Origin of the sequence: Candidatus Litorirhabdus singularis (assembly GCF_026262625.1) — a bacterium.
Taxonomy (GTDB): domain Bacteria; phylum Pseudomonadota; class Gammaproteobacteria; order Pseudomonadales; family Halieaceae; genus Litorirhabdus; species Litorirhabdus singularis.
Genome location: NZ_SHNN01000001.1, coordinates 1,124,779 through 1,138,398, shown reverse-complemented (window position 1 = coordinate 1,138,398; position 13,620 = coordinate 1,124,779). Strand labels below are relative to the sequence as shown.

The 13,620-nt window shown below is 53.1% G+C and carries 10 protein-coding genes; 5 read left to right on the top strand and 5 right to left on the bottom strand.

Annotated features, from left to right (window positions below; genetic code table 11):
* Positions 1–50 precede the first annotated feature (50 nt).
* Both EYC98_RS05125 and EYC98_RS05120 read right to left on the bottom strand, forming a co-directional pair.
* Positions 51–785 (bottom strand): DUF3313 family protein, encoded by a 735-nt coding sequence (locus EYC98_RS05125; protein ID WP_279244232.1) that lies wholly within the window; start codon positions 783–785, stop codon positions 51–53.
* Between the two features lie 122 nt (positions 786–907).
* On the bottom strand, positions 908–2,050 hold the full coding sequence (locus EYC98_RS05120) for a BamA/TamA family outer membrane protein (protein WP_279244231.1): 1,143 nt from the start codon (positions 2,048–2,050) through the stop codon (positions 908–910).
* A 222-nt stretch (positions 2,051–2,272) separates the two neighbouring features.
* Here EYC98_RS05120 and EYC98_RS05115 point away from each other — a divergent pair, with 222 nt between their 5' ends.
* On the top strand, positions 2,273–2,833 hold the full coding sequence (locus EYC98_RS05115) for a lipid-binding SYLF domain-containing protein (RefSeq protein WP_279244230.1): 561 nt from the start codon (positions 2,273–2,275) through the stop codon (positions 2,831–2,833).
* Positions 2,834–2,953: 120 nt separating this feature from the next.
* Entirely contained in the window at positions 2,954–3,526 is a 573-nt protein-coding gene (locus tag EYC98_RS05110) for a DUF4136 domain-containing protein (RefSeq protein ID WP_279244229.1), read from the top strand.
* Positions 3,527–3,591: 65 nt separating this feature from the next.
* On the opposite strand, the gene EYC98_RS05105 is transcribed toward EYC98_RS05110, so the two are convergent.
* Positions 3,592–4,653, bottom strand: a complete 1,062-nt coding sequence (locus EYC98_RS05105; RefSeq protein ID WP_279244228.1) for a porin — start codon at positions 4,651–4,653, stop codon at positions 3,592–3,594.
* Between the two features lie 131 nt (positions 4,654–4,784).
* Complete coding sequence (locus EYC98_RS05100) at positions 4,785–8,432, bottom strand: AsmA family protein (RefSeq protein WP_279244227.1); 3,648 nt, start codon at positions 8,430–8,432, stop codon at positions 4,785–4,787.
* Between the two features lie 311 nt (positions 8,433–8,743).
* Between EYC98_RS05100 and EYC98_RS05095 the strand changes: the two genes are divergently transcribed.
* The 3 genes from EYC98_RS05095 (at position 8,744) to EYC98_RS05085 (ending at position 12,850) form a co-directional block, all read left to right on the top strand.
* Complete coding sequence (locus EYC98_RS05095) at positions 8,744–9,652, top strand: transporter (protein ID WP_279244226.1); 909 nt, start codon at positions 8,744–8,746, stop codon at positions 9,650–9,652.
* A gap of 79 nt (positions 9,653–9,731) precedes the next feature.
* Positions 9,732–11,753 carry a DUF3604 domain-containing protein gene (locus EYC98_RS05090; protein WP_279244225.1) on the top strand — a complete coding sequence of 674 codons (2,022 nt, stop codon included), beginning with the start codon at positions 9,732–9,734 and terminating at the stop codon, positions 11,751–11,753.
* 89 nt (positions 11,754–11,842) lie between these two features.
* Positions 11,843–12,850, top strand: a complete 1,008-nt coding sequence (locus tag EYC98_RS05085) for a zinc-dependent alcohol dehydrogenase family protein (protein ID WP_279244224.1) — start codon at positions 11,843–11,845, stop codon at positions 12,848–12,850.
* 68 nt (positions 12,851–12,918) lie between these two features.
* Here EYC98_RS05085 and EYC98_RS05080 read toward each other — a convergent pair whose 3' ends face one another.
* On the bottom strand, positions 12,919–13,596 hold the full coding sequence (locus tag EYC98_RS05080) for a hypothetical protein (RefSeq protein ID WP_279244223.1): 678 nt from the start codon (positions 13,594–13,596) through the stop codon (positions 12,919–12,921).
* Positions 13,597–13,620: the final 24 nt, after the last annotated feature.

Below are 13,620 nucleotides of genomic sequence, written 5' to 3'. Positions count from 1 at the left end.
TACCAAAGACTGACAAGGGCCAGGCGGCAGAACCGCCTCAGCAGAACCTTTTACTTCGCCTTAATCGGAGGCAGTCCAGCCTCGCTGCGCTGCTCGTCCATGCCCTGACGCAACAGGTCAGCCCAGCGCTTGAACATCCGCTTGGCGTCAGCCCGGTTGGTGACACTATTGGCCCAGCGCGCGTAACCGTAATCTTGCATATTACGACGGTCGACAATACGGGCAATAATTTCACCGCTGACAGAATCATATAACTCAAGGTACAGCGTGGCCGATCCCGCAGATGCAACGTATTGTGTGACGCGTCCCGCCGATTTTATATCTGGCGCGGTAATCTGCAGGTCGATCAACGCTGGGCGCATAATCATTACATTGTCATCGGCTTCGGTAACAAACTCGTAGCCGCCTTCTTCATCCAATTCTTCTCTGAAAGTTTCGTACAACAATTCTGCCGCTTCGACCTTAATCTTCTCAATATCTTTCTTTGGAATGCGCCGACCAGCTACCTTGGTGTCCCGCTCCCAATTTTTCTTGAACGCGACGTAAGCATCCAGCATCAAAAAGCGCTCGTAAACGCTAAAGTCCGCGTCCGGCTTGGTGTAAAGCAGGGCGACTTTGGAGTCAGTATCCAGGTGCAGGCCATCATGGCTTACTTCCGGCGCGTCGCCGGACTGCACTGACAGCGTTGAGATAGCCGCAAAAGCAATTGCGGTGATAAAAAGAGCGGTCAGCTTTCTCACGGAAGATACTCCGGACTGCGCTCTGGCAATAGATTGTTTAAACATTGGGAGCTCCTGGTTAGATTAATCTAAGTATTCTTGCGGTCAGCTGTGATGTCAGCCTTTGCATACTGACTGATTCCACGGTCAACCAGTAAACTTGTATACGTAAATAATTTTCTACAATATCACATAAATTTAGTACCAAAACTAACGTACCAAACCGTTTCCTCGGGCCCCTTGGCCACATCCAGCCCCATGTTCAAGCCCAACTGTCGCACTGCCAGATAACGAAATCCCGCGCCATAAGAAACATGGGTTTCCGCGTCCCCCAGATTATCACGGTCTTGCGTGGCCTGTCCGGCACCGGCAAATCCAAGCAGCTGCCAACGCGGATGCAGCGACCACGCGCCCTGCACTTCAGCAGTTACCACGTTCTCACCCTGATAACGCAGGGCCGGAATACCCCTCATCGAGATAAAAGGTAGAGCCCAAAATGGCGCGTCACCGCTGAGAAAACTGGCGTCCAGGCGCAACCCGACTGCCAGCGACTGCCACGGGGTAAAGTGCACCTGATTTTTTAAGTCCAGCAGATTATAGTCGAAATCTCCGCCCAGACTCTCATCGTAGCGCTTGTAGCTGACGTCACTCAGCACGCCACTGTGCGGCGTATAGGGGTTGCTCAGTGAATCATAGAATGCCAATACGCCTAAAGCGACATTGGTCGAATCAAAATCAAACGTGTCTAAACCAGGAATATCAATGCCGGTCTTGAATTTTGTCTCCATATCAGTGTATTGCAATTCACCGCCGACAAACCAATTACTGCGGCCGAGGCGAAATGCCAGCTGCTGACTAACAAAAAGTGCCTTAGCATTGAACCCGAAGCCGCCAGAGTTCTCTGCGCCGTCACCCAAGCCATAGAATTTTAGATTGATATCGGCAGCGCCGACCATACCCTCGTAACGGAGGGTATCGCGCTTGTAATGCCCGAAGTGCCCGCCACCCACTATTTTGGAATCATTGTTGGTCGCTGCCGCCACGACCGCCGAAGTACTGAGTGGATGCAGGCGGCCATCTTCGCCGACTCTTTCGCCATCCCAGGCCGGATCGGCATCATGAAAATAAACCGCCGCCAAACCCAAACCCTCACCTACCGCAGGTTCAGTAATAACTACCGGCACCGGAAGTACACCATAAGGATAATCCAACAGAAACTGGCTTCCATCGAACCAACCATCGTCTGGATCAATGAAATTGCTAAGAAAACTATCGGCGGCTAAAGCAGAGTAAGACACCAACAGCAACAGCGGCAGAACTAATCTACGCATGGGTATACCTTATCGGTGAACGGCAACGAGTGTAACCTAAGGCACCAACAGGTCCAAACGGCGTTGCGCTTCGCATCCCTCGGCAACACAGTGTGCAGCAGTCTATGCGACAGCATACATCCCGCGAACGCAGAGCAAACGACACTTGTGTCTCTTGCGCTCTCAGCGATGGCTACTACAATAAAACGATGGCTCGCGCATTTTTTTTAGAAAGGTAGGCACATGAGATTTTTGCTCATATTAATGCTCAGTTTGACACTCCCAATAGGATCGGCCTTTGGTAAGGACGCTTCACCGGACGAGCGCCGCGCGGAGATTAAACAGATGCGCCTCAATGTCCTCACCAAACTTTATCAGGAGGTCAGCGATGCAGAAGAAGTGCTACTGGCAGCCAAGGGATACGCCATTTTTAGTAACACGGGCATCAATCTGCTGCTTTTTTCTACCGCCCGCGGTGTCGGTATCCTGCGCGACCATCGCGATGGTAGTGATACCTATATGCGGATGGTGGGCGCCGGCACCGGCTTCGGTGTCGGCCTCAAAGACTATACTGCGGTGATGATATTCGACTCTCAAGAAGCCATTGATGACTTCATTGAGTCAGGCTGGGATTATTCAGCACAGGCCGACGCGAAGGTTGAAACAGACGCGGTAGAAGCCGGCGAGGAAATTTCCGGCACACTCACGCCAGGCGTGCGTGTCTACCAGATGACGGACTCCGGCTTCGCCCTCCAGGCTCTGATTCATGGGTTCAAGTTTTGGCCCGACAAAACGCTCAACTAACATGAACTTAGAACAGCCGGCACGAGTGGCAGATTACCAGATCAGCGTACAACGATAGCGCTTGCCCGCATACATAAACTCGGGTACTTTGCGTCCATCCATAACTTGAGGCAAGTATCTGTGAATTCTAAAAAATCTGGCATCGTTGCATTCTTTCTCTTGACCATCACTGCCCTGCTAGCGGGATGCTCTTCAACACCAAACACCTATTCGAACACCGCGCCTGGCACTGACTTTTCTACCATAAAGACCTATGGCTTTCTGGAAGAATTGGCCACAGACACAGCCAAATACCAATCACTGGAAACCAATTTCCTGAAGGTTGCCGTCGCCCAGCAGCTTGATCTGCGTGGTTTAACCTACGACCCGGTTAACCCCGATGTATTGATGAATTTCTACATTCACTCGCAGGAAAAAATTCGTTCGCGCCAAACGCCTACCATGAGTGGCGGCTATTACGGGTATCGCGGCGGCTACTATGACAGCTTCGGTTACGGTGGCATGGACTATGAAACGCGTATTGAACAATACACGGAAGGCACTTTGAGCATAGACATGATCGAAACAAGCAAACGCAAACTCCTGTGGGAAGGTACCGTCAGCGGCAGAATCACTCAAAAGGATGTTAAGAACTTGGAAGGGCTGGTTGACCAGTCGGTTGGCGATATTTTCGAGCAGTTTCCTATACAGTAATGTAACAACGGGGTTGGCTCACAGCCCCGCTCTCTTGCCGCTCCCCGCGACTCTGGCAACTGCACTTAGAACGAAAACTCCCATTGCAGTCGAAGACGTTGGCTAGTGTCGCTTTCGGGCACTTCGCGCCGTCGCACATGTGAATAATCCGCCGTCAGCTTGTTACGATGGCCGTTGAAAAACCAGTTGGCGGCCACAGTCAGCTCACGTTCATAGTCATCACCATCGCTACGGTTCGGATCAACGTAAGCGCAGCGCAGCGCCAGCTCGAGCGGCGCTGGAACCAGTTGCCAGCGGCTACCTGGGAAGTAACCAACCTGAGCATAGCCCCCAACCAGACTCTGCGAGCCACCATCCTGACGGTCTTCTATACGCTTCCAATGCAACTCCTGCTGCCATGAGAAACCGTCCTGCTGCCAGGCTGTTTCCAGCATCGCTTGATCTATGCGATAGCGACCGGGGCTAGAGGTGGTAAAGCCAGGTAACTGTCCGCCACCCGCACTCGAAAAGCTGGTATAGCTGCTCTTGCCATGCACTAGTCCCAGCGCTACCGATCCAGCACCCGGATTGTGTCGTTTGATATCACTCTGACTAAAGGCAAGCTTCCTGCCGCCAATATTCCATTGGTAACGGCCCATCCAAAGCCCGTTATCGGCTTCAAGCTCACCGCCCCGGCCACTACCGCTCAGCCAGCCAAACCAATAGTTGCTATCCAGACCGGAGCCCTTTGCCAGTCGTCCAGAGGCTACGATCCCTTGCTGACGGTCGACGGTAAACCAGGGCGTAGCCACGGAGCGTTCAACAAACTGCTGCTTGCCAGAAGAATCGATTCGCTCACGGTTATAGTCCGCTTTCCATTGTCCCAAGCGAAGATAAAGCGCCGGACTAAACTGCCAGGTCATGCGCAGATCCAGCAGACGCTGATCAGTGAAATCAGCTTCGGAATACACATCCAGGCGCGGGTCTAGCAGAGTTCCCCCACCTTTGATCCTGCCGCGGTTAAGCTTAAGCTCGCTATCTTCCTCTTCGACAGGAGCGGGCAAAGCATCCTGAGTTATGCGACTGTTCGACCAGCGAGTTTGCAAGCGGACGCCCAACCACAGATCAGTTGCCTCGTCGCTTGACACGAACTGTATACCCTTGGGCCCATAAAATGGTCCAGAACCGGCCTGTTCCTGCGCGGGGGTCGCTTGGGCAGCAACACAAAAGGACATCGTCAGTAGCAAACCCGGCCCGCTTATAGAGGTTGCGCGATCAATCAAGGTTTCATCGTCTCTGGAAGCTCCCAGTCAATCGCATTAAAGCAGGTCTCAATCCCGTCTTCGGGAAACCGATCACCGGTCAGCCACTTCCAGGGGACATAAATAAGCCCGTAATACCATCGCGTCATGGTCATGAAAAAACTTCCAGGCGCCAGAGCAACTGTGAAGTCGTCAAAGCCGCCCTTGACTTCTATAGGCGCAGATACGCTTAAAAAGCGCTCGGTCTTAGCCTGGGGAACCGCGAGCAAATCGAGCTCCTCCCGACCCAGATCTACATCACCACGCACTCTCACAATAATATCGGTCGAATCCAGAAATGAATTCTTGGAGGTCACAAGCCCTTGCTGCGCAGTCCAGCGCGAGACCATGCAATTCATCTTCTTTTTGCTCTCGGCACCGCTAGAAGGCAGCAGCGCCAAAATCACATTGGAAGCCCACAAGTCGAGAAATCCAGCCTCTATATCCTTGGGAAAAAGTGCCACATCAAGATGCCCCGCTATTTCGCCAGTCAGATCATTCCAGTGCTCACCATCAGCTGTAGCCTCCACCTCCAGAAAAACCATGCCATCAGCTTCAGAATCCGCATCGAATAGCCGCAACAGCCCTCCGTACTGAACGCGCTCTATATCGACCTTAAGGCTGGATTGCACTCCATCATCCAGATATTTTGCGACATACATCGCCTCGATTCTGCCTTGCGGAAATTCAATACTAAACGGCTTAATTTCCACTTTGGTGTCATCAACAAACATGGCTGCGCTGGCCCGCCCAAGCGGCTCACCTGCTGTTTGCAACTCATCGATATTAAGATTGAATTTGAGATGATTTTCCGCAGTAATTTCTTCGATGCGGCGGTTCAACATAGCGAAAAATACAGCCTCGGAAGAAGACGTTTGCGGCACTTCCTCAATCTCAGCCTCAACCTCAGCCTGACTTGCAGTATTACTCCGCTCGCGCTGCTGATCTCGCCCGGGATCTGCTAGCCGACCACCCCTCAGAAGCGCGATTGGCGTTACTAAATCTTCAGTTTCCAGCAGTGGTGAATCCAGTGCCACATCAAACTCGGTAAGTGACCCACGCCGTAACACAGTAACACTGCCCAAAATACGACTTACTCCCAACTGCAAGTCAATGTCACTGAGCCTCAAATTGCCGCGCTCAAGCTCCAATCGAGTTCGCATGCGCACCGCGTCTAGCGGGCCAGTAAGCTCATCCAGAGATTCAAGCTGCTGGTCTAATGTCGCCGCCGACATATCAAGCTCCATGTCCAAAATAGAGGAGCTCCCAGCGGCAATTCGAGCATCGATCAGCATAGCATCCGAGCCAGCTCGCAAAGCGAATTGCACATCTGCAGCGTTAGCAGGGTCGAGCAACTCCTTCAATGGCGGCGCGCGCAATAAAAAGTCCAAAGGCAGCTGTTGATAATTGGCAGTACCTCGCCAAATCGAGAGCGCGTTCGGCTGCCCGAGAAACTCCAGCTTGGAAAAAAACAATTTGTCTTCGTCGTCGTTTGCCAGCCCGCGCGGCAACCAGTCGAGCTCATAGACAAACGCGTGGTAATTGGCGCTGTCAATCAGTTCCGCCACCGTACCCCCTCGCATCTGCATAGTAATTTCAGCTCGTTTTGCTCGCGCACGGACCCCAGTGGCAATGTCAAAACTTTCCAGTACCCGGCCAATATCGATATTGTCGGCAACAATGTCGTACTCAAGTGACCACGGGCGCTGGCTAAAATTAGCATCAAGCTTACCGCCGAGCACAACATCCTCGTACTCGAGCTCCAAGTTGGCGTCCTCAATCCGCCCGGCAAAAACCGTACCAGTCATCTGCACGTCATCCACCTTGAAGCTTCCATTCAGCAGACTTTTAATACCCAGATCCACAACCAGTTTGGGCCCTTTCAGAAAATCCTCAAGCCAGCCAAGGGGGTCTTGGTTCGCAGGCGCAGAACCAGCCTCCAGTGGTTGCGGCTGGCTCTGTGCACTGGTTTCGAGTGCCGGTAATAGGAGCTGCAGTTCCGCCAGATCGAGCAGAGAGGCTTGCAGGTTCAAAGCCAGTGATGGCTTATCATCGAGTACCCATCGCTGCAGGCTACCTTGCAGAGCAGAAAGACCCAGTCGCAGAGAATGCACTTCGATGCGCTGCGAACTCTGTTCGATGTCGAAAGAAATTTCTGCACCGATATCAAGCTCACTGGCCTGGTTTATATCCAACCACCCGTTAAGGTCTCCGCTACGCTGCGCGAAAAACTGCAGACTACCCGCCATCCGCGGCGCATTAGATGCGTCAAAAATAGTCCCTGTTAGTGCTAGACGCGCATTGTCGTTGTTCATTTCGAGACTCAAAGGCCACTCTTCCTGCTTCATCAAATCGACAAGTGGTGGTGTTTGCGCTGAAACAGTGACAGGCTTGTCCAGCCAGTTCCCTTGCAACTCCAGCTGGCCCTGTTCGTGAAACCCGATTGCTACATTGGCGCTATTGACCTGCAGAGGCAACGCCTGCCCGTCCAAGGCCACCTGAACATTGGCTAGCTCCGCGTTCATTCTGAGCTCGTCCAAAATAAGCGCCAGACTATCGCCGTAGCTCTCAGCATCGGCACTGATAGTGCCGGCGATTCCAGTTAGCACAAGGTCAGCGTCGATAAAGCGGTTAAGGAAAGCGAGATCAAAATCGTTGAATTGCAGCGCCACGGTTGTGGCCACGCCCTTATCATCAGGAACCAGAGTAGCAGCTGCCTGCAGCTTTAACTCATCTATTACTAGGTGGGCATCAGACAGGGCAACGCCGTGTTCGGCAATCTCCAAAGAACCGATGAGGCCAATATTATCCAGCCCCCAGTCCTGCGGAATCTCTACCTCGTAGGGCGCCAAAAGCCCTGCGGCCCCACGCACAGATGCCTGCAGAGAACCCGACAAGGTCGGCAGTGTCAGCAGCGTATTGATACTGCCATCGAAGTGAAGCTCCAAGCGATCATTTTTCGCCTGTAGTATCGCCGCAAGATTGAACGGCACTGACGCAGGGCCTTCCAATAAACTTTGCAGGTTTGTGGTCTCAATCTCAACCCCAAGTGATTGCTGCATAATCTCCGCGTTCAACCGCAGCAAAACCGGCTTTCCCCAGACTGCAGCACCTGCCAAAGACAAATCCCGCGGCCAATAGTCTTCGTCAGGCTCCTCGCCAGCACACAGTAGAGACACCACACCAACATCCAGAGTATCCAAAGCCAATCGCGGCAACAGCTGGGCCTCACCGGGTTCACTAACCGGCGACTGCACCTCACCCAGCTCACAGATTTCTAACTGCAGCTGCGCTACTCTGACACTGTGCAACAAAATCTCACCTCGCAACAAGGCACGCGTATCCAAAGAAACCTTCAGATTCTGAGCCCGAATCAGGCCGGTGGTATTCATAGCAGGCGCAGCGAGCGTCAGACCACCAACGGTCAAACTGGCACGTGGACCCAGCCGGACACGCAAGGGAGCATCCAACTGCAACTCAAAGCCAAGAAAGTCAGAAACCTGAGCCGCGATAGTGCCGCGCAGCAGACTGAGGTTGAGTGGTAACAGGCCAGTGCCTATCAGCAGCACTAGAATCAGGGACAGTGAAAAAACTCCAGCAAGGCCGCCAAACGTCGCTCTTTTCACCTTACAGTCTCGCAGTAAGGCTCATCGCCGTGCAGCCCAAAGAACCAAGCAATGCAGCACATAGCACAAAGGCTAAAATTACAATGATGACCTGCTACGAACATTCCCTTTTTCCGCTCTGACTTTTTAAAGACCGAGTGGCGAGTTTAACCGGTAACAGCCCGAAGTATGATCTTTTGTCGGGAGGGCATTCTGACTGTGATATTTCAACACCTGCGCGTGGCTCAGATAATGTTAAGATAACACCAGTAACGCTTTGCAGGCACATCAATGCAAACGCAATTCAAAGGGTTATCGTTTTGAAACACACCATGAGTAACCAGCTTTTCACCGCAGTTGTCATAATTGGCCTGGCATGGACTAGCGCCAGCTTCAGCCAGGATCTGGAACCCCGTAACTATCTCAATCTGCCGATTGATCAGAGCTTTGTACTAGTGGCTACTGCCTACTCAGAGGGAGAAATGAATGCAGCGCCTTCGGTACCACTCGATGATGCGCAGGTGGAGATAGTCAGTACAGTAGCAGGCTTCGCGCGCACTTTTGAATTGGCGGGGCAGTTGGCGAAGTTTGATGCCAGTGTTGGGGTACAGTGTTTTGATGGCGACGGTTTCGTTGACGGGGTTTTTGCTGAAGCTTCTCGCTGCGGCTCATTGGACCCTAAGGTACGCGTGGCGTGGAATTTTTACGGGGCGCCCGCGACCACACTCGAACAGTACACCCTGAACGACTTGCGCGGAACAGTGGTTGGCACAAGCTTCCAGGTGGGTATACCTTTGGGCAGCTACAACGGTGACAAACTGATTAATAGTGGCGCGAATCGTTGGTTCTTCAAACCAGAGATCGGCGCTTCTCATACCTGGAATACCTGGTCGGTTGATGCTGCTTTTTCGGTAACCGTGTTCACTGACAATGACGATTTTATCGTGGACAGAGAGCTTACTCAGGATAATATTTATGCTTTGCAGGCACACTTAATCCATCTGTTCCCAAAAGGTGTATGGCTGGCCATCGATGCTAATTATTTCTGGGGCGGAAAGACAAAAAAGGACGGTATTGGCAGCGCCGACCTGCTGAAAAACTCCCGCTTCGGTGCCACGCTGGTCTGGCCTGTTAGCCCCAGACATCTAATCAAGTTTCTCGCTCACAGCTCACTGGCAACTACGGTGGGTAATGATTTCAACACTTACGGTATTGCCTGGCAATATCGCTGGGGCGACTGAAACGCCGACTGACTCCGACTTACCCGGCCGACCATAATCGTCTATGCTATATCTATAATAATTTTAATCGGAGTCCGCTGTGCCTATTAGCCACACGAATGTTGCCGCCCTGGTTGTTGCCACTGCACTTATCCTGTCTTCGGCGAGCTGTGAACGCACCAGTATCACGCAAGAAGTTGACGATTTTGTAGGCCGCGGTGATCCCGATGCCCCCAATACGCTAATACCGGTTAACCGAGAGCTGATTGACCGCACCACCAAACCATTAAACCCAAGCCGTAATGCCTACTTTGGTGACCTGCATGTGCACACCGAATACTCTTTTGACGCCTATTCTTTCGGTACCACCGCAACTCCCTACGATGCCTATCGCTATGCCAAGGGCGCGCCGTTAACGCATCCGCGCGGCTATGAAATCAAGCTGGAGCAGCCGTTAGATTTCTATGCGGTAACCGACCATGCCATGTTCTTGGGCGTGGTTCGAGAAGCGGCCGACACCAGCACCGAGTTTTCGAAATACAGGGTCGCTGAGCTTATTCACAACCTGAATGCACCAGACAACATGGGCGATACCAGCGTGTTGCAAAGAGTCAGTAACTTCGCCAGATTTATACCCGGCACCCTGATAGGCCTTGGCGATGGCAGCATCGATCCCGAGCTGACCCTGAATATCATGAAGCGCGCCTGGCTGGACACGATCGACGCTGCGGAGCAGCATAATGATCCCGGCCGTTTCACTACTTTCGTGGCCTACGAATACACCAGCAGCTCCAACGACCGCGGCAACCTACACCGCAACGTTATTTTCAGGAACAGTGAGAGACTGCCAGCAGTACCTTTCTCGCGCTTTAACTCACAGAACCCGGAAGGCTTGTGGGATTGGATGGATGGACTTCGCGAGCATGGCATAGAGAGTCTTGCTATCCCGCATAACTCCAATGGATCCAATGGACAAATGTTCAAGCTGGAGGACTGGGCAGGTAACCCACTGGACGATGATTACGCAGAGCAACGCATGCGCAATGAACCGCTGGTAGAAATTACCCAGATTAAGGGAACCTCGGACACTCACCCTGAGCTTTCTCCAAACGATGAGTGGGCCAATTTCGAGATTTATCCCTACCGCGTCGGCACCACACAGCACAGTCAACCACAGGGTAGCTATGTGCGCGAAGCCTATCTGAACGGAATGGACATCGCCGCCAAAGGCGGGCTTAACCCCTATAAGTTTGGACTCGTCGCCGCCAGTGATACGCACGTGGCTGCCACCACCGATGACGAGGCTACCTTTTTTAGCAAGGCGGGCATTCTGGATGGCAGCCCCGTGGGCCGCGGCTCCGTACCCGCGCCGTTTTTGCAGCGCACCGCTGCCAAGTTACTGGCGCCTGACACATTGATTACCATTGACGGCAAGCAATACATGCAAGGCGGCGGTTTCGAGACCTGGAGTGCTTCAGGGATTGCGGGCGTGTGGGCTGAAGAGAATACCCGTGAATCCATCTATTCAGCTTTTCGCCGCAAGGAAACTTTTGCCACCACTGGACCGCGCATCAAAGTCCGTTTCTTTGCCGGCTACAACTTTGACGAAAACATACTGAAAAACCCGGATCTGGCGCAAATCGCCTATGCGGGAGGTGTCAGCATGGGTGCTGACCTTGACGCAAAAGACGGCCAGACTCCAGCATTCGTAGTTTGGGCACAGGCCGCACCTAATGGCGCGCTGCTGCAGCGGGCACAGATCATCAAGGGATACATCAAAGACGGTGCTGCCGTGGAGAAAATTTATGATGTCGCATGCTCGGATGGCTGGCAGGTGGACCCAAATACCGGGCGCTGTCCCGGCAACGGCGCCAAGGTCAATCTGGCTGACTGCTCTATCAGCCAGGGCGTGGGCGCCGGCGAACTATTGAGCCTGTGGCGGGATCCGGATTTCGATATTCAGCAGGAGGCTTTCTACTACCTGCGGGTACTGGAGAACCCAACCTGTCGCTGGTCCACCTGGGACGCACTGCGCGAAGGCGTCGAGCCCAGGCCTGATCTGGCCAAAACATTGCAGGAGCGCGCCTGGTCCTCACCTATCTGGTACAAAGCCAGCGAATAAGGCGGCGTTCAGACAGCTATACCAACACAACTTGGTACCGGGCCCGCGATACAGCTATAGTGCACAGCTACTTTCGCGGAGATAAAGATATGCAAGCCATTCACCTCAAACAGCCCGGCGGCCTCGACAACCTGATACTGGAATCTGCGGAAGCACCGGCGCCCGGACCGGGAGAAATCACGATTCGCAACAAGGCCAGCTCGCTGAATTTTCATGATTATGCGGTGGTTATCGGGCTTATCGCTGTCGACCAGGACCGCATCCCTATGTCTGATGGTGCGGGCATTGTAGAAGCGGTGGGAGCCGGGGTAACCGAGTTCGCAGTCGGCGACAAAGTTATGAGTTGCTTCTTTCCCCATTGGGAAAGCGGCCGTGCCGATGCCTTTGCGAAAATCACTGATGTGCCGGGCGATATGGCCGATGGCTTTGCCGCGGAGCTTGTCACCAAGTCTGTCAGTGCCTTCACGCGGATGCCGGAAGGCTACAGCTTTGAAGCAGCAGCCACACTGCCTTGCGCAGCGCTGACAGCATGGCGCGCGCTAATGGTTGAAGCCAAAATCAAACCCGGTGACTCAGTGCTGGTGCAAGGCAGTGGCGGCGTTTCTGTGTTCGCGCTGCAGTTTGCCAAGGCAGCCGGCTGTCACGTTATTGCGACCTCCTCCAGCGACGCCAAGCTACAACGCCTGAGCGAGCTGGGTGCAGACCAGACCATTAACTATAAAGAGACTCCAGCATGGGGCGACAAGGTACTTGAGATAACGGGCGGACGTGGCGTCGATGTGATCGTGGAGGTTGGCGGCTCCGGCACCTTGCCACAGTCGATACGCGCGGTAAGAATGGGTGGTCATATTTCGATGATTGGCGTGCTGACTGGTATATCTGGCGATGTACCCACGGCAGAATTGTTTCAGAAGAACGCTGTTGTCAGCGGCATCACGGTAGGATCAAGAGAAAGCCAGCTGGATATGGTTGCCGCTTTGGAAACCAACGGCATCAAGCCGGTTATTGATCGTTGTTTTGGCCTCTCCGAGATTGCAGATGCTTTTCGCCTTCAAGAATCGCAGCAGCATTTCGGGAAAATCTGTCTGACCATCTAGCTCAGGACTCGTGTAGCCATCAAGCTAGCCATTGCTAAAGCCGGACTGACCGGCTTTACAGCCGACGGTTAGAAAGGAAACGTCGTATAAAATTTCACCGCCTTGAAGTCGTCAGCCCACTCATAGCCGATACCACCCTGATGAAATTTGTAGCCGAAAATATTGAAAGGCCGGCTAAAGCCAACTGATACTCCCACTTCTGTCGCTGAGTTAAGCTTAAAGAGCTGCAGCGGCGGCTCAAAACGAAGTGCATCTGAGTACTGCCAAAGCAATGCACGCAAATGCCAGGAGATTTCACGATCAAACAGCTGTTGCTGTGTATCAATACGATATTCGGCACCCACACCCCAGCGCGTAAAATCGGTGGTTGGTTGATTATTGTTCGGATTATTACCCGCCCATAGAAATTCTCCACCGACTAACCACTGAGGAGCATCTCTGGGTTCCCAGCGGACACGAGCGCCCGAGCCCCAAATAATACTGCGGGAATCTGATTTTGTGTCCATGCCGAAGCCCAGCTGCGCAAATGGGCTAAGCGTCCACTCGTCAGTCAGCCATATCGGAAATTCTACGCCGGGCACGACACTGATACTTTGTATGTCCTCTATATCGAGCTCCGGAATATCAACGAAATCCTCATACTGCGTCAATCCCACGGCGACCGGCATCAATAAGCGCATACCAAACCGGCGACCAGCTTCGGGCTCGGCCTCGCTTAGATTGAAATCCAGCGGAGCGCGCAGCACATAGACTGTCCGGTCATCAATCTT

Excerpts from the sequence above, each read along its gene's own strand:
- EYC98_RS05085 (WP_279244224.1), top strand. The coding sequence starts at position 11,843 with ATGCAAGCCATTCACCTCAAACAGCCCGGCGGCCTCGACAACCTGATA.
- EYC98_RS05095 (WP_279244226.1), top strand. The coding sequence starts at position 8,744 with ATGAGTAACCAGCTTTTCACCGCAGTTGTCATAATTGGCCTGGCATGG.
- EYC98_RS05120 (WP_279244231.1), bottom strand. The coding sequence starts at position 2,050 with ATGCGTAGATTAGTTCTGCCGCTGTTGCTGTTGGTGTCTTACTCTGCT.
- EYC98_RS05115 (WP_279244230.1), top strand. The coding sequence starts at position 2,273 with ATGAGATTTTTGCTCATATTAATGCTCAGTTTGACACTCCCAATAGGA.
- EYC98_RS05125 (WP_279244232.1), bottom strand. The coding sequence starts at position 785 with ATGTTTAAACAATCTATTGCCAGAGCGCAGTCCGGAGTATCTTCCGTG.